The organism is Cupriavidus sp. MEYA8 (genome assembly GCF_059278825.1).
In genome coordinates, this window is sequence record NZ_CM181222.1 from 2,135,937 (window position 1) to 2,152,138 (window position 16,202).

General features: G+C 62.7%; 16 protein-coding genes. 8 read left to right on the forward strand and 8 right to left on the reverse strand.

Features of this window, described 5'->3' with window-relative positions; all coding sequences use genetic code 11:
* Window positions 1-7: 7 nt before the first annotated feature.
* Window positions 8-130, reverse strand: coding sequence for an MFS transporter small subunit (locus tag AC5WJ1_RS26720; protein ID WP_198065771.1), 123 nt, complete (start codon window positions 128-130; stop codon window positions 8-10).
* 34 nt (window positions 131-164) lie between these two features.
* Window positions 165-1,616, reverse strand: a complete 1,452-nt coding sequence (locus tag AC5WJ1_RS26725) for an L-lactate MFS transporter (protein WP_494476729.1) — start codon at window positions 1,614-1,616, stop codon at window positions 165-167.
* Between the two features lie 296 nt (window positions 1,617-1,912).
* On the opposite strand from AC5WJ1_RS26725, the gene AC5WJ1_RS26730 reads away from it, so the two are divergent.
* Together AC5WJ1_RS26730 and AC5WJ1_RS26735 are read left to right on the forward strand one after the other, a co-directional pair.
* Window positions 1,913-3,304 (forward strand): sigma-54-dependent transcriptional regulator, encoded by a 1,392-nt coding sequence (locus AC5WJ1_RS26730; RefSeq protein ID WP_494476730.1) that lies wholly within the window; start codon window positions 1,913-1,915, stop codon window positions 3,302-3,304.
* 26 nt (window positions 3,305-3,330) lie between these two features.
* Window positions 3,331-5,355 carry a sensor histidine kinase gene (locus AC5WJ1_RS26735; RefSeq protein ID WP_494476731.1) on the forward strand — a complete coding sequence of 675 codons (2,025 nt, stop codon included), beginning with the start codon at window positions 3,331-3,333 and terminating at the stop codon, window positions 5,353-5,355.
* Between the two features lie 7 nt (window positions 5,356-5,362).
* On the opposite strand, the gene AC5WJ1_RS26740 is transcribed toward AC5WJ1_RS26735, so the two are convergent.
* From AC5WJ1_RS26740 to AC5WJ1_RS26750, 3 genes are all read right to left on the reverse strand, one after another.
* On the reverse strand, window positions 5,363-5,584 hold the full coding sequence (locus AC5WJ1_RS26740; RefSeq protein WP_135702783.1) for a DUF1484 family protein: 222 nt from the start codon (window positions 5,582-5,584) through the stop codon (window positions 5,363-5,365).
* A 428-nt stretch (window positions 5,585-6,012) separates the two neighbouring features.
* Entirely contained in the window at window positions 6,013-6,354 is a 342-nt protein-coding gene (locus tag AC5WJ1_RS26745; RefSeq protein WP_167884539.1) for a YciI family protein, read from the reverse strand.
* 159 nt (window positions 6,355-6,513) lie between these two features.
* Complete coding sequence (locus AC5WJ1_RS26750; protein ID WP_494476732.1) at window positions 6,514-7,428, reverse strand: LysR family transcriptional regulator; 915 nt, start codon at window positions 7,426-7,428, stop codon at window positions 6,514-6,516.
* A gap of 134 nt (window positions 7,429-7,562) precedes the next feature.
* Between AC5WJ1_RS26750 and AC5WJ1_RS26755 the strand changes: the two genes are divergently transcribed.
* From AC5WJ1_RS26755 to AC5WJ1_RS26775, 5 genes are all read left to right on the forward strand, one after another.
* Window positions 7,563-7,946 carry a VOC family protein gene (locus AC5WJ1_RS26755; protein ID WP_494476733.1) on the forward strand — a complete coding sequence of 128 codons (384 nt, stop codon included), beginning with the start codon at window positions 7,563-7,565 and terminating at the stop codon, window positions 7,944-7,946.
* Complete coding sequence (locus AC5WJ1_RS26760) at window positions 7,943-8,878, forward strand: NAD(P)-dependent oxidoreductase (RefSeq protein WP_494476734.1); 936 nt, start codon at window positions 7,943-7,945, stop codon at window positions 8,876-8,878. The genes AC5WJ1_RS26755 and AC5WJ1_RS26760 overlap by 4 nt, the downstream gene beginning before the upstream one ends.
* A complete protein-coding gene (locus AC5WJ1_RS26765) occupies window positions 8,871-10,565 on the forward strand; it encodes an IlvD/Edd family dehydratase (RefSeq protein WP_494476735.1) in 1,695 nt (564 codons plus the stop codon). The genes AC5WJ1_RS26760 and AC5WJ1_RS26765 overlap by 8 nt, the downstream gene beginning before the upstream one ends.
* A 32-nt stretch (window positions 10,566-10,597) precedes the next feature.
* Window positions 10,598-11,938: an NAD(P)H-dependent oxidoreductase gene (locus AC5WJ1_RS26770; RefSeq protein WP_135702778.1), complete on the forward strand. Its 1,341-nt coding sequence runs from the start codon at window positions 10,598-10,600 to the stop codon at window positions 11,936-11,938.
* A gap of 69 nt (window positions 11,939-12,007) precedes the next feature.
* Window positions 12,008-12,976 carry a Bug family tripartite tricarboxylate transporter substrate binding protein gene (locus tag AC5WJ1_RS26775; protein WP_494476736.1) on the forward strand — a complete coding sequence of 323 codons (969 nt, stop codon included), beginning with the start codon at window positions 12,008-12,010 and terminating at the stop codon, window positions 12,974-12,976.
* On the opposite strand, the gene AC5WJ1_RS26780 is transcribed toward AC5WJ1_RS26775, so the two are convergent.
* On the reverse strand, window positions 12,883-13,473 hold the full coding sequence (locus AC5WJ1_RS26780) for a 2,4'-dihydroxyacetophenone dioxygenase family protein (protein WP_240745805.1): 591 nt from the start codon (window positions 13,471-13,473) through the stop codon (window positions 12,883-12,885). The two genes, AC5WJ1_RS26775 and AC5WJ1_RS26780, sit on opposite strands and share 94 nt — an antisense overlap.
* 140 nt (window positions 13,474-13,613) lie before the next feature.
* Window positions 13,614-14,573, reverse strand: coding sequence for a TauD/TfdA dioxygenase family protein (locus AC5WJ1_RS26785; RefSeq protein ID WP_494476737.1), 960 nt, complete (start codon window positions 14,571-14,573; stop codon window positions 13,614-13,616).
* A gap of 521 nt (window positions 14,574-15,094) precedes the next feature.
* Between AC5WJ1_RS26785 and AC5WJ1_RS26790 the strand changes: the two genes are divergently transcribed.
* Window positions 15,095-15,271: a hypothetical protein gene (locus AC5WJ1_RS26790; protein WP_255519716.1), complete on the forward strand. Its 177-nt coding sequence runs from the start codon at window positions 15,095-15,097 to the stop codon at window positions 15,269-15,271.
* Between the two features lie 353 nt (window positions 15,272-15,624).
* Here the strand turns inward: AC5WJ1_RS26790 and AC5WJ1_RS26795 are convergent, their stop codons facing one another.
* Window positions 15,625-15,948, reverse strand: coding sequence for a hypothetical protein (locus tag AC5WJ1_RS26795; protein WP_195427781.1), 324 nt, complete (start codon window positions 15,946-15,948; stop codon window positions 15,625-15,627).
* Between the last annotated feature and the right edge of the window lie 254 nt (window positions 15,949-16,202).

Below are 16,202 nucleotides of genomic sequence, written 5' to 3' on the forward strand. Positions count from 1 at the left end.
CGGTTGCTCAGCTGAACAGCGTCATGGCCTTGCCGAGGGTCGACCAGATGCCCGCGCCCAGCGGGATCAGCACATAGGTCCAGAACGCGAGCAGCAGCAGTGTCTTGCCGAAAGTGCGGCCGTTTTCCATGGTTTGTCTCCTGTGTTCTTGATGGCAGGCCCAGTCAGGCCGCGCTGGCCGCTTCGCGCAGGTGGTGCCGCGCATGCACCGGCCGGATCAGCAGGTTGCAGGCGAAGCCCACCACCAGCAGTCCCGCCATGATGTGCAGGGTGTCGACGTAGACCTCTGACCTGGGCACGCCCAGCGCCAGCTTGTACTCGCGGATGTAGTTCACCAGCGCCGGTCCGGCAATGCCGGCGGCGGCCCATGCGGTCAGCAGGCGGCCATGGATGCCGCCCACGTACGCGGTACCGAACATGTCGGCCAGGTACGCCGGAATGGTGCTGAAGCCGCCGCCGTACATGGTCAGGATCAGGAAATAGCAGGCCACGAACAGCGCCACGTTGCCGGCCGCGCCGATCGCCGGCACGGCCAGGTAGAGCGCGGCCCCGAAGGCGAAGAAGATGGCGTAGGTCAGCTTGCGGCCGAAGTAGTCGCTGGCGGAGCTCCACAGGAAGCGTCCCGTCATGTTGCCGATGCTGAGCAGGCCGACGAAGCCGGCCGCGGCCGCGGCGGTGATGGTGCCCTTGAAGGTTTCCTGGATCATCACCGCTGCCTGGCCCAGCACGCCGATGCCTGCCGTGATGTTCATGAACAGGATCAGCCATAGCAGGTAGAACTGCGGCGTCTTCAGCGCCTGGTCGATATGCACGTTGGCGTGCGTGACCATCTTGCTCGCCTTGGCCTTGGGCACAAAGCCGGCAGGCGCCCAGCCCGGGGCCGGGATGCGGATCGCCAGCGCGCCAAGCGACATCGAGATGAAATAGATCACGCCCATGACCAGGAAGGTCTCGGCCACGCCCGCGCTGGTGGCGCTTTTGAAGTGGTTCATCAGCGCGACCGACAGCGGCGCGCCGATCATCGCGCCGCCGCCGAAGCCCATGATCGCCATCCCGGTGGCCATGCCGCGGCGGTCCGGGAACCAGCGGATCAGCGTAGACACCGGCGACACGTATCCAAGCCCGAGCCCGATCCCGCCCAGCACGCCGTAGCCCAGGTACAGCATCCAGATCTGGTGCAGCCAGATCCCCGCCGCCGACACCAGGAAGCCGCCGCCGAAGCAGCATGCGGCCGTGAACATGGTGCGGCGCGGCCCGACCTTCTCCAGCCACTTGCCCGCGAACGCGGCCGAGATGCCAAGGAAGAAGATCGCCAGCGAGAACACCCAGCCCAGCGTGGTCAGCTGCCAGTCGCCCGGCGCCGCGCTCGTGACGCCGATGATCCGTGTCAGCGGTTCGTTGAAGACCGAGAAGGCGTAGGCCTGGCCGATGCACAGGTGCACCGCCAGCGCGGCGGGCGGCACCATCCAGCGGTTGAAGCCCGGCCGGGCGATGATCGCTTCCTTGGAGAAGGGCGATGGCCGCGATGCTGGCCGCGATGGCGATGGTCCTTGCGATGGCCCGGAACGGTGTTGCTCCTGCTTGGCGGGTGTTTGCGCTTGCGCGGAATAGGACATGAAGTTGTCTCCTACCTGGAAGTGGCAGCCTCTTGTTGCGCGGGTGCGCCGGGCTGAGGCGCGTCGTTCAGCAAGAGCTGTGCCGGTGGCCGATACCGTTTGCCATCAATGGGTTGCGGCAAGCGGCCTTCCGGAAGGGCGGGCCATTGGACAAAATGTCCGGGCACGGGCCCGGCGTGCGGGTCAAAATGTCCATCCACGGCCGCCGCCGCGCACGGTCGGGTCGGTTTAACCCCAATACAGGCGGATCGGGCACAGTCGCTAGACTCTCCGCCTGCACCGCAACAACCAAAGTGATGAGCGAACGACAAAGCAACGCCGCCGAAGCCGATAACTGGCAGCGCCGCACGATCCTGGTGGTGGACGACGAGGCCGGCATGCGTTCGTTCCTGTCGCGGGCGCTGGAAGGCAAGGTGGGCAGCGTGCTTACGGCCGACAGCGCCGAAGCGGGCGCCGCGCTGCTGGAGCAGCGCCATGTGGACCTGATCCTGCTGGACGTGGCGCTGCCCGGCGCCAGCGGCATGGAGTGGCTCCAGGCATTGCGCGCAGCCGGCAATCCCGCCGACGTCATCCTGATGACGGCCTTCGCCGACATGGACACGGCCATTGCCGCGCTGCGCTCCGGCGCGACGGACTTCATCGTCAAGCCGTTCCGCGTCGACCAGGTGCTCAACGCCATCCGGCGCTGCTTCAACCAGGCCCGGCTCGCGCGCGAGAACTACCTGCTGCGCCGCGAGCTGGACAAGTACACCATCCACAAGGACTTCATCGGCGAGTCCGAAGCCATGAAGAAGCTGATGGCGCTGGTCGCGCGGGTCGCACCGATGCCGTCCACGGTGCTGGTGACGGGCGAGTCCGGCACCGGCAAGGAAGTGGTGGCGCGCGAGCTGCACCGGCTCAGCGGCCGCCAGGGCCAGTTCGTGCCGCTGAACTGCGGCGCGATGGCGCCCGAGATCATCGAAAGCGAGCTGTTCGGCCACGCCAAGGGCGCTTTCACCGGCGCGGCCGGCGCGCGCCACGGGCTGTTCCTCTATGCCGATGGCGGCACGCTGTTCCTGGACGAGATCTCGGAACTGCCGCTGGCGATGCAGGCCAAGCTGCTGCGCGTCATCGAGGACCGGCGCATCCGCCCGCTCGGCACCGAGCGTGAGATCGCGGTGGACGTGCGCATCGTTGCCGCCTGCAACCGCAACCTGGCCAACGAAGTCGCCGCGGGGCGCTTCCGCCAGGACCTGTTCTACCGGCTCGACGTGGTCGCCGTGACCATCCCGCCGCTGCGCACGCGGCCGGAAGACGTGGTGCCGCTGGCCGAGCATTTCTCCGAGCAGCTGTCGGCGCAGCTGGGGCTGCCGCCGGTGCCGCTGTCGCCGTCGCTGGTGTGCCTGCTCAAGGCCTATGACTGGCCAGGCAATGCGCGCGAGCTGCGCAACCTGGTGGAGCGGGCGCTGATCCTGGGCGAGTACCCGGTCGAACTGCTGGCCCATGCCGCCGAGCCGCGTGACGCGGATACGCCGCCGACGCATGACGCAGCCGCCGACGACGCCACCCTGCTCGAAGCCGTCGAGCGCCGGCACATCCTGCAGGTGCTGGCGGCGGAGGGCGGCAATCGCGTGGAAGCCGCGCGCCGGCTCGGCATCTCGCGCCGCACGCTGGACCGCAAATGCCTGCAGTGGGGCCTGCGCGCTTGAAGCCCTCAACGCCCTCAGCGCCCTCAATGCTGCTGCGCCGCTATCGCGCCTCGCTGCGCGCCAAGCTGGTGTCCATCGTGGTCGCGCCCCTGCTGGTGGCGCTGGTGGCGCTGCTGCTGCTGATGGCGCTGTGGGGCAATCGCACGTTCCAGGCCTTGCTGGCCTACAAGGTCAACAGCGACCTGCTGGTCGCCCACGAGTACTTCGAGCACATGGTCGGCGGCATGAAAGACCGCGTCCTGCAGGAGGCCAGATCCTATGCCCTGGTGGACGGTCTTGGCCGCGGCAGCGCCATGCCCGCCATCCTGGCCGACGCGCGGCGTACGCACGGCCTCGACTTCCTGCAACTGCTCGATCCCAAAGGGCGGCTGCTTGCCGCTGCGCCGGCGGGTGCGGCGGGTATGGACTACGCCGGCTGGCGCGTGGTGGAAAGCGCCGCGGCCGGCCGCCCGGATGCCGCCACCGACGCCTGGTCCGCCGCGCAGCTGGCTGCCGTCTCCGGCGACCTTGCCAGGCGCGCCCAGGTAACGCTGCGCGCCACCGCCAATGCGGCGCCGACCGACAGGACCATGGAATCCCGTGGCATGGTGGTGCACGCGGCGGCGCCGGTGTTCGATGCGGCGGGCAAGCTGGTGGCGATCCTGCACGGCGGTACGCTGCTGAACCACAACCTCGGCTTTATCGACGCGATCAACGCACTGGTCTACCAGCCGGAATCCCTGCCCCGTGGCAGCCAGGGCACGGCGACCCTGTTCCTGGACGACACGCGCATTGCCACCAATGTGCGGCTGTTCCATGGCGAGCGGGCCCTGGGCACGCGCGTCTCCCGCGAGGTGCGGGACAAGGTGCTCACGCGTGGCGAAAAATGGCTGGACCTGGCCTTCGTGGTCAACGACCGGTACATGAGCGCCTATGAGCCTATCGTGGACAGCCGCGGCCAGCGCATCGGCATGCTCTACGTGGGCTACCTGGCCAGGCCGATCAGCCAGGCCAAGGACCTCGCGCTGGGCGTGCTGGTGGGCCTGTTCCTGCTGCTGGCCGTGGCGGGAGCGCTATTCTCGCTGCTGTGGGCCAGGCGCGTGTTCACGCCGATGACGCAGATGGTCGGCACCATGCGCGCGCTCGAGGCCGGCAACGACAACGCGCGCGTCGGCCCGGTGCGCAGCGAGGATGAACTGGGCCAGCTCGCTGGCCAGTTCGACCGGTTGCTGTCGGACGTGCAGCAGCGCAATGCCGAGCTCAGGGACTGGGCGGACTCGCTAGACCGCAAGGTCGCCGAGCGGACCCGCGAGCTCGAGGATGCGAACGCGGTGCTGCGCGCGACCCGGCAGCAGCTGATTACCTCGGAAAAGCTTGCGCTCGCGGGGCAGCTTACCGCGGGCGTGGCCCATGAGATCAACAATCCGATTGCGGTGATCCAGGGCAACCTGGACGTGGCCCGCGATATTCTCGGCCCGGCCGCGGAGCCGGTCCGGCATGAATTGCGGCTGATCGACGAGCAGGTGCGACGCATCTACCTGCTGACCAACCGGCTGCTGCAGTTTGTCCGGCCGGAGGCCTACGCCGGCAATACCGAGCGCCTGGATGTGGGCGAGGTCGCGGCCGGCTGCATGGACCTGGTCCGGCATATGCTGAAGGACGCGGCCATCCGGGTCGAACTGGCCTGCCAGGCCACACGCCGCGTGCGCATCAGCCGCAGCGAACTGCAGCAGGTCATCGTCAACCTGGTGACCAATGCCATCCACGCCATGCCGGAGGGCGGCATCCTTACGCTGGCCACGCGCGACTGGGAAGGGCACGGCGTGACGCTGCATGTGCGCGACACGGGCCGCGGCATCCGCGAGGAAGACCTGCCCAACCTGTTCAATCCGTTTTTCACCACCAAGAAGCAGATGGGGACCGGCCTCGGCCTGTCCATCAGCTATGCGCTGGTAGAGCGCTATGGTGGCCGCATTACGGTGGAAAGCACGGTGGGGCAGGGTGCCGAGTTCATCGTCTGGCTGCGCGAAGACGGGTCTGCGGCGCAGCCAGAGGCGGATGGCCGAGGGTGATGACGACTCACGCCACGGGACACAACTCCTCTGCCATCAGATCAAGTTGCGTTTTGATCATTGCCAGCAGGCAGTGTACGCCGTGGCATGCCTGCAAGCGCTCGCTTTCCACTTCCAGCAGCGACAGGACGCTACCCAGGCCGGCCTTGATCCGGTCGAGCGATTCAAGTGTTTCTGCCGGAATGCCGACGATAATGGCTTCGCGCTGTTGACGGGCTTTCTCTTGCATTGCGTTCTCCTGAAGAAGGTTAGGAGACCCGCCTGATGCAATTGCTTGAGGGGTGGCGGGCCTGACAGCGGGGGTCGAAATACCGGCTCACCAACGAACACCGGCCAGCCTGATTGGCTGCCCCGCCCGGCCCGCCATTGTGAAGCGACGCGCGCGTGCGTTTGAGGATGGTCGCCTGAGCGACCATCCGTTGGTGAAAGCGGGTTTCGACGCCCGATCACCGTTGTCTCGGTGATGGCCTTAGTTTTCCCTTTTCAGTTGGGGATGACGATCAGACGATTCGCAAGCTTCCTTTGGGTTCAACGGAAAGCGGCTTCCGGCGGCAGCTCTGCAACCGGACTCGGCTATTGCCTGACTGAAGTTCATGGCGATGAGGAAAGTAGATGCGGGAGAGTGTCTTCGCTCGCAGTGGGTACGGGCCCTGCCCGTCAGCTCTCGGGGTCATACCCAAACTCGCGGAGTTCCTGCGAGCAGCGGCAGGCTTTGGCGATCTTTGCAGCCCACAGGATGGCGGCTTCGCGCGACGGGAGCTGCAGGACACAGAAGCCACCGTCGAACTCCTTCGTCTGGGGATAGGTTTCGTTTGTGACCGTGCCGTCTGAGGCGACCATGAGTGGTGCGACATCCTCGTTGATACCACCACCGAACACGTACACGCCTGCAGCCTTCGCCTCGCGTATGACCTCGTGCGCAGCTTCGCCCACGGCGGCAAAGTCCTCGGCGGGGACTTGCATCGCCCTTCCAGGAAAGGAGATAAGGTATTTCGTCATCGTTCCATCCTTCGGTTGAGGTTGGTGCTGTTTGGGAGGCCTAGCCTGTTATGGGTTGATGTGTAACGCGCCCTAATACGGATGATGCGCTCTAACACGTGCAGATTCCGAGCATGTAAGCCGTTGATCTTGCAGAGTGGCCTATCGGACGGCAGCAATTCAGTCAGGCGTCTTACTCAGATGCTCGACAAGAAGGGCAGCTGAACCGGACAGAGCGCGGGAGGCGCTCGTGGCGATAAGCAGCCTCCGCTCTGCCCAGTCATCTACAAGCCGAACGGCTTTCAGACCCCACGGCTCGAGCTTTCGAAAGCATGCGCCGAGCGGAAGTACACCTATCCCCAGATTAGAAGCAATCATTTCGGACATGGCGTCAAAGCTTCGAACCTGGATGCGCAGCCGCAACGGAAAGCCAATGTCATGTGCCGCGCTAGAGATGGTGTTAAGCAGCGAACTGCCTCGATTCAGGCCCACGAAGTCATAGGAAAGACAGCTTCGGAAGTCGATTTCGTCCACCCCCGCCAACGGGTGCCTCTTCGAGCAAAGTACAACGAGCCGGTCAGTTTGATAGGGGATGACGTTCAGACCGTGCGTTGGTGGACCCTCGACGAAGATGCCTACGTCTGCCAGTCCTTCCACGATTGCACGGACGATGTCACCGCTGAGTTGCTCTTCGACCTCGACACGGGTGTCGGGGTAAAGGTGCAAAAAGCTTTCTAGTGCAGATGGAAGAAATTCGACCAGGGCGGACATGTTCGCCCAAAGCCGAACGTGTCCCCGAGAACCGCTTGAGTACTCGCTGAGCTCATTACTGAAAAGCTCGAATCCCTGAAAAAGACGCATCGCATGCTGAAGCGCAACGTGACCAGCGGGCGTCAGCCGAATGCCGTGGGCATTCCGCTCCATCAGGACTGCGTTAGAGGCGGTTTCGAAGTCCGAAATCCGCCTGCTTGCGGCCGATAGCGCCAAGTTACACCGCTCGGCACCCTTGGTGATGCTGCCGGTCTGTGCCACGGCACAGAACAAACGCAGAGTGACGAAATCGACGCGAGCGGGATTGATGAGGTTCTGTGGCATGTAGGCACTTTATCAGTCTGGCAAGCGACCGGCTTCGCAAAATGCGAAGGCTCCATGCGAAATTAGGAATTCCTCCTCTCCTATTCGTGCGCATACATTCGAGGTCATCGCAAAATCGCAAGAAGGAGACGCTGGTGATTCATCACTTGGACCATCTGGTCTTGACGACCAGCAACGAGGAAGCATGTGTCGATTTCTACGTCGGTCTGTTGGGGATGACCCTCGAGACCTTCGCAGAAGGCCGCAAAGCCTTCAAGTTCGGCGAGCAGAAAATCAATCTGCATGTGAAGGGCAAGGAATTCGAGCCGAAGGCCCATCTTCCCGTGCCTGGCGCCCTGGACCTCTGCTTTATCGCGGCGATTCCGCTCGATGAAGTCATCGCGAAACTGAATGCGCGGGGCGCTCGCATTATCGAAGGGCCGGTCGCCCGTACCGGCGCGAACTACCGCCTGCGTTCGATTTACCTGCGCGACCCCGACCTGAATCTGATTGAAATCTCCGACAGGGCCGACGCATGAGTGCCGCAAATTCCGAGCGCACCATTGTTGGCTTCGTTGGCCTCGGCCAGATGGGCAAGCCAATGGCTCTTAACCTGATTCATGCCGACACGGACCTGCGCGTCACGTCAAAAGTGCAGGACCCGTATCGGGAGCTGCAGGAAGCTGGCGCTACGACAGCCGACAATCTGGCCGGCCTGGCCGACGCCAAAATTGTGTTCCTGAGTCTGCCAGGCACCGCTGCCGTGCTGGATGTGCTATTTGGCGACGGTGGATTGGCAACGCTGCTTCGTCCGGGTTCCATCGTTGTCGATACCAGCACGATGGAGCACGGTGCGACGATGGATATTCATGCACGTCTTACTGCTGCCAGCATCGTGTTCCTCGATGCGCCGGTGTCGGGAATGCAATCGCGGGCTGAAGCCGGCACATTGACTGTCATGTGCGGCGGGGCGGAACAGACCTTTGAAACGGTGAAGCCGTGGCTCGAGCGCATGGGCAACAACGTCCTGTACATGGGTGACGCAGGTAGCGGACAGCTGACGAAGCTCGTGAACCAGTTGTTATTCGATATCAACTGCGCCGCTCTCGCAGAGATTCTTCCCATGTCCCGGAAGATGGGGCTGGACCCCGAGAAGATTGCGTCAGTCATCAACAGCGGCACGGGGCGTAGCTACGCATCGGAATTCTTCCTGCCCCGCATCCTGGCACGCCACTTCAGCGACGGCTATCCGCTCAAGGCGGCCTACAAGGACCTGGTCAGCGCGGCCGAGTTAGGCGCTCGCCATTGCATCCCGATGCCTGTGCTTGCCGCCGCTACCGCCACATATCAGATGAGTCTGTTGGCCGGCCACGGCACCAGCGACAAGGGCGCAATGACACGTTTCTTTGAAGACATGCTTGCCGTGCAGTTCAGCGCCGCAGCACCCCAGATGGAGAAAGAACATGGCTGAACCGCTTGGCCTAGACAATGGCCTGACAAACTACGGCGACCGGGATTTCGCGCGTTACCTGCGCCGCTCGATGGCGCATTCGATGGGTATCTCGGGAGAGTTGCTTTCGAAACCGGTTGTCGGCATCGCGGCATCGCCCAGCGATTTCAACAACTGTCACCGCTACATGCCACAACTCGTAGAAGCGGTATCGCGCGGTGTGCTCGCGGCAGGTGGCTTGCCGCGCATGTTCCCCACGGTGTCCCTGGGCGAAGTGTTCCTCAACCCGACCAGCATGGTGTACCGCAACCTGATGTCGATGGACGTCGAGGAAATGGTGCGCGCCCAACCGATGGACGCCGTCGTCCTGATTGGTGGCTGCGACAAGACCGTGCCGGCTCAGCTGATGGGCGCTGCTTCTGCCAATCGCCCCGCCATCCAACTGGTGACTGGCCCGATGTCAACGGGTCGCCACAAGGGCGAGCGGCTCGGCGCATGCACGGATTGCCGTCGCTTCTGGGGCAAGTTCCGAGCCGCAGAGATTGACCAGCAAGAAATCCAGATGGTCGAAACACGTCTGGCCACCACTGCCGGCACCTGTGCCGTCATGGGTACCGCCAGTACGATGGCGTGCATTGCGGAAGCGCTCGGCATGTCATTGCCAGGCACCGCGGCGATTCCTGCAGTCGACTCGCAGCGTTTGGTGGCCGCTGAAGAGAGTGGTCGGGCTGCAGTGCGACTGGCGCGTTCGCCAATCGTGCCTTCGCAAATCATGACCGAGCAGTCGGTCGAAAACGCCTTCCGCGTCCTGATGGCGCTGGGCGGTTCCACCAATGCCATCATCCACCTCACGGCCGTTGCCGGCCGCCTCGGCATCCGTATCAGCCCGCAACGCCTGAACGAGATTTCGGACGAAACCCCGGTGCTGGTCGACCTCAAGCCGGTGGGCGATGGGTACATGGAGGACTTCCATTCCGCAGGCGGCATGGGCGCGGTGCTGCGCGAACTGCGCCCGCTGCTGAACCTGGACTGCCTGACCGTGGATGGCAGGACGCTGCGCGAGCGCCTGGACGAACCGGTTGGCTGGGTGGACCGCAAAGTCGTCCGGGCGTTTGACAAGCCGGTTAGCGAGGTCGGCGGGCTGATTGCACTGCACGGCAGCCTGGCACCGGACGGCGCAATCTTCAAGCGTGCTGCCGCCACGCCTTCGTTGTTCGAAACCGAAGGCCGCGCGGTGGTCTTCGAAGGCCTGGAAGACTTGGCCAACCGTGTCGATTCGCCCGACCTGGACGTCAATGCGGATGACATCCTAGTGCTGAAGAACGCCGGCCCGCTGGCAGCCGGTATGCCAGAAGCCGGCTATCTGCCTATTCCGTCGAAGCTCGCCAAGGCCGGCGTGAAAGACATGGTTCGCATCTCGGATGCCCGCATGAGCGGTACCGCATACGGCACCATCGTGCTGCACGTCTCTCCGGAGGCGGCGGCCGGCGGCCCCTTGGAAGCGGTCCGCAACGGCGATCGGATTCGCCTGTCGGTGTCTAAAAAGAGAATCGACTTGCTGGTCGAGCCTGACGAAATTGCACGCCGTCTTACGGAGCGCAGGCCGCTGCCTCAGAAGCGCGGCGGTTATCAGCAACTCTATCAGCGCACAGTCACGCAAGCCCCTGAAGGCTGTGACCTCGACTTCCTCGCCCAGCCTCGCAGCTGACACCGTTCGTCACCAACCTTACTCGATTGACCATGAACTTTTATCCTCAGCTGCTCGCGCGCGCCGAGCAGGGAAACCCCGTGCGCGTCGGCCTTATTGGTGCAGGGAAATTCGGCTCGATGTACCTGGCGCAGGTGCCGCGCACGCCAGGCGTGCACATGGTTGGTATTGCCGACCTGAATCCGGCAAACGCCCATGCCAGCCTCGAACGCGTGGGCTGGGAACGTGGCCGTGCGCAAGCAGCGACCCTGGATGACGCGGTCGCCTCGGGCGCCACGCACGTCGGCGATGACTGGGAAGCGCTTGTGGCGCATCCGGGTGTTGACATCATAATCGAATGCACGGGTAACCCGATTGCCGCTGTCGACCACTGCCTCGCCGCGTTCAAGCATGGCAAGCATGTCATCAACGTCACGGTCGAAGCCGATGCATTCTGCGGTCCGCTGCTAGCCCACCGTTCCCGTCAGGCTGGAGTGGTCTACTCCTTGGCCTATGGTGACCAACCAGGCTTGGCTTGCGAACTCGTCGATTGGGCTCGCACTTGCGGGTTCCCCATCATCGCCGCGGGGCGCGGGCACAAGTGGCTGCCCAAGTTCCGGGAATCGACGCCCGATACGGTCTGGGACCACTGGGGCGTTACGGCCGACCAGGCACGCATCGGCGGCATGAATTCGAAAATGTTCAATGCCTTCCTCGATGGCTCCAAGCCAGCTATCGAAAGCACTGCCATTGCAAATGCCACCGGCCTTCATGTGCAGGCCGAAGGTATCACCTTTGCACCGGCGTCCGTCGAGCAGATTCCGACCGTCATGCGGCTCAAGTCGGATGGCGGCGTGCTGTCGCAAAAGGGTGTGGTCGATGTGGTGTCGTCGCTGAACACCGACGGTACTTCCGTAGGGTACGACATCCGTAAGGGTGTGTGGGTCTGCGTCGAGGCACCAACGGAATACATTCGTCGCTGCTTCAAGGAATACCAGGTTTTCACCGACCCCAACGGCCAGTGCATGGTCCAGTACAAGAAATGGCATCTCATTGGCCTGGAGCTCGGCATCTCTGTGGCGAGCGTCGGGCTGCGTCGGGAGTCAACCGGTGTGGGTCAGCACTTTAACGCGGACGTCGTTGCCACGGCAAAGCGGGACCTGAAGGCAGGGGAGATGCTCGATGGCGAAGGCGGTTACACGGTCTTCGGCAAGCTGTTCCCTGCAAAGGAATCGCTCCGTGTTGGCAGTCTGCCCTTGGGTCTGGCCCATCACATGAAACTGCGGCGGGATGTGCCCAAGGACCAGTCCCTCACGTGGGAGGACGTGGTCATCGATGCAGAGCAACCAGCCTACCGCGTTCGTAAAGAGATGGAAGCTCTGTTCCAGAGCTGACAGGCCACCGGAACGAAGCCGGGATGGGACGGACCTTCCCGACTTACATATATCAATAGGAGACGCAGAATGAAATGGAGTGTGAAGATCTCCGCGACAGCGCTCGTGCTGGCGGCCGCAGGGCCGGTGCTTGCAGCTGACGCCTACCCTAGCAAGCCGGTCACGATGATTGTCCCGAGCGCACCTGCTGGGTCGACCGACATCGTCGCGCGGCTAATTGGCGAGCAACTCGCCAAGGACCTCAGCCAGCCTATCGTGATTGAGAACCGGCCTGGCGCCAGCGGCAACATTGGCACAGAAGCTGTCGCGAGAGCCAAGCCGGATGGTTACACGCTCCTCATGCAGTACTCCGGCTATCACGTGGGCAATCCCACGCTGTTTCCCCAGGCGCGCTGGAAGCCTAAGGACTTCGCGTCTGTAGCGCTGGTGATGCGCGCCCCGCATGTCGTCGCCGTCAGCGGAAAGATTCCCGCTCAGAACCTGCGAGACCTGATTGCGTTTGGCAAGAAGGACAACCAAGGCTTGTTCTTTGCGTCATCAGGCAATGGCTCCATCCAGCATATTGCGGGCGTCATGTTCGGCAATCAAGCGCAGGTCCCGGTAACCCATGTCCCATACAAGGGGGCTGCTCCTGTGGTCAGCGACCTCATCGGCGGCCAGGTCGATATGTTCGTGACGACACCGCCGTCAGTAATCGGACAGGTTAAGGCCGGAAAAATCAAGGCACTGGCTTACACGGGGGCTAAACGCCACCCTTCGATGCCTGACGTCCCGACTTCTGCTGAAGCTGGTCTGCCAAGCTACATCGTGGAGTCTTGGTTTGCGGTATTCGCGCCGGCAGGCACGCCGCCGGACATCGTCAAGAAACTCTCCACATCGATTCAGAGAATCGTGGAGAGCCCGGAGTACAAGAAAAAGATTGAGGAGCAGGGCGGCTTTGCTGCCTACATGGACCCTCCGACTCTGGATAAATTTGTGACCCAAGAACTCGCTACCTGGGCGAAGGTGATTAAGGACGGAAGAATCACCGCTGAATAACGGTTGCGACGACCGAAGGTGGGAAGGTCTCTGGCATCGGGGATACTGTGAAGAGCTTCCGTGGGATTCCATATGCAGCGCTTGTTGTCGTTCTCATCGACAAAAACAAGGTCACCCATCACGGAGACCAGCGTCACCACGTAGCCGCCTTCATCGTCGGTGCTGACGACTTCGGGCGTGTGGCAGGACGCGGCGGTCTCGAATACCACGCTGCCAGGACCCGCAACCCAGTCGTGCTCCTTGTATTTCCACTGGCCTTCCAGCGTGTAGACGACGACGGTGCCGGAATGGTGGTGCTTGGGAAGCTGCATGCTCTTGGGCGCCTTCATCAGCACGATGATTTCGCCCCGAATCGGGTCAAGCTTGAAGTACTTCAGCAGGACGTCGTCCGAATAGGGGGTGAACGGAACCCACGGCAGCGATTCGCCATCGATGACTGCAGTATCGATTTGTTGGTAAAGCCTGACTGTCTCCAGTGATTTGGAATAAGACGGCATTTCAATACACCGCGTGATGCAACACGCGTGCGGTGAGGAGCCTCATCCTTCCTCGACATCGTTCCGGATGAGGCGCTGTTTGCCGCCGCCATGGGTTGGCTGGCGGACTTCTCAGGGGTTTTTCCGGCGGACTGTCCGGATCAGGAAAGGGATGTGCCTGTCAGCGTCGCGCGAAGCATCTTGCGTGGCGCATTGCCATAGTCCGCCACGGCATAGTGTTGGCACAGCAGGTTGTCCCACATTGCCACGGTGTTGTCGCGCCATTTCAGGCGCACCTGATACTCCGGAATCGCGGCCTGCGAGCACAGGTAGCACAGCAGGTGGTGCGACTCGGGCATGAAGTCCTGGCCGTAGCGAATGTCCGTGAAGTTGAAATAGTTCACGAAATGGGTCGTGAATGCCGAATTGACAAACAGAACCTTTTCCTGTGTCTCCGGGTGGATCAGGACGACCGGAGGTTCACTGCCGGGGTTCTTTGCTGCGGCGGCGTGGCGTTCGTCCTTCGGATACTGAGCCAGGAAGACATGTTCGGCGCTGTGCTTGGCGTACAGGCCGTCAATTCGCTGCTTGATGGCGTCGGGAAGGCGTTCATAGGCCATTACCATGTTGGACCAGATCGTATCGCCGCCGTTTTCCGGTCCCATTTCGCGGCGCAAGACTGCGCCGCGCGGAGGGGCCTTCTTGTAGGTCACGTCCGAATGCCAGACATTCTCCCGGCTGGCCTTCTCGACAAAATTCTGTTTGTTCGGATCCAGATTCCGATAGAGCATCAGAAGCTTGTCGGCCTCCGGATGGCTCGGCGCAAGCGGGTGCGCTTCGAGTTCGGCGAATTGCGCGGCAAACGCCTGCTGCTCCAGCGGGGTAATGTCCTGGTCGCGGAAGAACAGCACCTTGTGCTTCAGCCACAGCGCCCGAATCTCAGCAATGAGGTCAGGATCCTGGGCGGCGTCGGCCAGGCTGATGTTGCTGAGTTCAGCGCCGATGGCCGGCGTGCAAAGCTCCACCTTGATCGAATGTTGACGCACCGATGTCCGGATGATGGCTGGTGCTGTAGGGGAGGCTTGTGTAGCCCAGTTCTGCGCCGTAGTTGCTGCTGTCATAGCTGTCTCCAATCTCAGTCTGGGCCGCGGTGCGCGAGTCGTTGGCAGGCCTTGGTGGTTCGGCACGCCAGCGCATCGACGGCGCTTGATCAAATCCACTTGGATGCAGCTATGGTAGGTTTTGTCGCCCCTCCATGATTCGCCCTATGGGCCAAATTCTTAGCATGTTGGGACACGCCGTCAATTGCCTTCAAGTCGCCCATGCAATGGGCGGTTGGCGCTCTTGCTTGCCGTTCGATGCTAGTCGGTACGAGAACCGGGCAGAAAGCCGTGGGCCGATGAAGCAGCCACACCTGCGTCAGGGACCTCCCAAACGATCATCCACGGTCCACCCGGGGCCTGGCTGTGGCCATGCTCTGCCTGTAGTTAGCCACCCAATCCGATGGGGTCTTGCCGAACTCCCGGCGGAACCAGCGGGAAAAGTCGCCAGCGGTGGAGAATCCAAGCAGTTCGGCGACTTCATATAGCTTGCGCCTGCTGTGGTCGCGAGGCTGACGCCCAAGGCGATTCACAGCACCGCCATGGCGACGCTCGCCCTGGCCTACAACGTCCTCGGCCTGGCGCCGGGTTCCATCGTCACCGGAGCACTGGCAGATCGGTTAGGGCTGACGGTGGCGCTCGAGCTATTGCCAAGAGCAGGGATCGCGTCGGCTGTTGTCCTGTTGATAGGCGTGCGCTATATGCGCGGTGAGAGATGACTGTTCTCGTGTCGGATGCGGAACTGATTACCAGCATTTCGCGGAATCATTGCCTTGTACGCGGCGTAGCCCAATCGCCCCAGCGAGTCGCCCCTCGATGGCGAGACAAGGGCTTACCGAAGGCATCGTAGCGGTAATCGCGATGGTTGGTGGCAAGACCGTCTTGGAAGTGGTGATTCAGACGCGGCGATCCAGATGCGGCTGCTGCGATTCAGTAGCGTGACGCGACGGAAGGCCCGGAACGGATGGGGTGACGCCTGAAGCGAAAATAGCCCCCCGCTGTGTGCGAGGGGCCACCGCTTTCCCTGATCTTCCCGGGCGGACCGGGAAGGCCACGCAGTTGACGCGTTCCGCTATTGCTTGCTGCCGCTATTGGCGCCGTCAGTAAACGGATCGGCCTTCCCTGCCTTCGCGCCGTCGGTATAAGGATCAGCTTTGCCAGCCCTCGCGCCGTCGGTATACGGGTCGGGCTTCTTGGTCGGCGCCAAGTCGGTGCGGGTCGACTCCTTAGCCCCATCCGTATATGGGTCGAATTTTGCGGATTTCGCACCGTCCGTAAATGGATCCGCTTTCCCCTTGGCCCCTTGCGTATACGGATCCACTGCCTTTTGCGCGTAGCCGGGCAGTGCTAGTGATGCTCCGAAGGCCGCAATTACCGCGATAATAATCGCTCTCATTTCTTTCTCCCGTGAGGATCAACTTCACTCAAGCGTAGAACCCGACTGGCGGGGGCGACCTGCCCTGAACTGGCCCTGCCCGAGGCGAATCCGCGACGGGCTGCCTCCCCATAGTAGGTCGTACTGTGCTTGTCTGCAACGGCAACGCCTGTGCCGCGTCGGCGCCGGCGCCGGAGCGAGATGACCGATACTTGACGCAAACGTCATTGCCCGCGGGCTATGCCAGCGCCCGTTTTTGGCCGACGGACTAAACC

What these genes read in the sequence shown, in the direction of transcription:
- AC5WJ1_RS26720 (WP_198065771.1), bottom strand. Translation starts at nt 130, where the DNA reads ATGGAAAACGGCCGCACTTTCGGCAAGACACTGCTGCTGCTCGCGTTC.
- AC5WJ1_RS26725 (WP_494476729.1), bottom strand. Translation starts at nt 1,616, where the DNA reads ATGTCCTATTCCGCGCAAGCGCAAACACCCGCCAAGCAGGAGCAACAC.
- AC5WJ1_RS26730 (WP_494476730.1), top strand. Translation starts at nt 1,913, where the DNA reads ATGAGCGAACGACAAAGCAACGCCGCCGAAGCCGATAACTGGCAGCGC.
- AC5WJ1_RS26735 (WP_494476731.1), top strand. Translation starts at nt 3,331, where the DNA reads ATGCTGCTGCGCCGCTATCGCGCCTCGCTGCGCGCCAAGCTGGTGTCC.
- AC5WJ1_RS26740 (WP_135702783.1), bottom strand. Translation starts at nt 5,584, where the DNA reads ATGCAAGAGAAAGCCCGTCAACAGCGCGAAGCCATTATCGTCGGCATT.
- AC5WJ1_RS26745 (WP_167884539.1), bottom strand. Translation starts at nt 6,354, where the DNA reads ATGACGAAATACCTTATCTCCTTTCCTGGAAGGGCGATGCAAGTCCCC.
- AC5WJ1_RS26750 (WP_494476732.1), bottom strand. Translation starts at nt 7,428, where the DNA reads ATGCCACAGAACCTCATCAATCCCGCTCGCGTCGATTTCGTCACTCTG.
- AC5WJ1_RS26760 (WP_494476734.1), top strand. Translation starts at nt 7,943, where the DNA reads ATGAGTGCCGCAAATTCCGAGCGCACCATTGTTGGCTTCGTTGGCCTC.
- AC5WJ1_RS26765 (WP_494476735.1), top strand. Translation starts at nt 8,871, where the DNA reads ATGGCTGAACCGCTTGGCCTAGACAATGGCCTGACAAACTACGGCGAC.
- AC5WJ1_RS26770 (WP_135702778.1), top strand. Translation starts at nt 10,598, where the DNA reads ATGAACTTTTATCCTCAGCTGCTCGCGCGCGCCGAGCAGGGAAACCCC.
- AC5WJ1_RS26775 (WP_494476736.1), top strand. Translation starts at nt 12,008, where the DNA reads ATGAAATGGAGTGTGAAGATCTCCGCGACAGCGCTCGTGCTGGCGGCC.
- AC5WJ1_RS26780 (WP_240745805.1), bottom strand. Translation starts at nt 13,473, where the DNA reads ATGCCGTCTTATTCCAAATCACTGGAGACAGTCAGGCTTTACCAACAA.
- AC5WJ1_RS26785 (WP_494476737.1), bottom strand. Translation starts at nt 14,573, where the DNA reads ATGACAGCAGCAACTACGGCGCAGAACTGGGCTACACAAGCCTCCCCT.
- AC5WJ1_RS26790 (WP_255519716.1), top strand. Translation starts at nt 15,095, where the DNA reads ATGGCGACGCTCGCCCTGGCCTACAACGTCCTCGGCCTGGCGCCGGGT.
- AC5WJ1_RS26795 (WP_195427781.1), bottom strand. Translation starts at nt 15,948, where the DNA reads ATGAGAGCGATTATTATCGCGGTAATTGCGGCCTTCGGAGCATCACTA.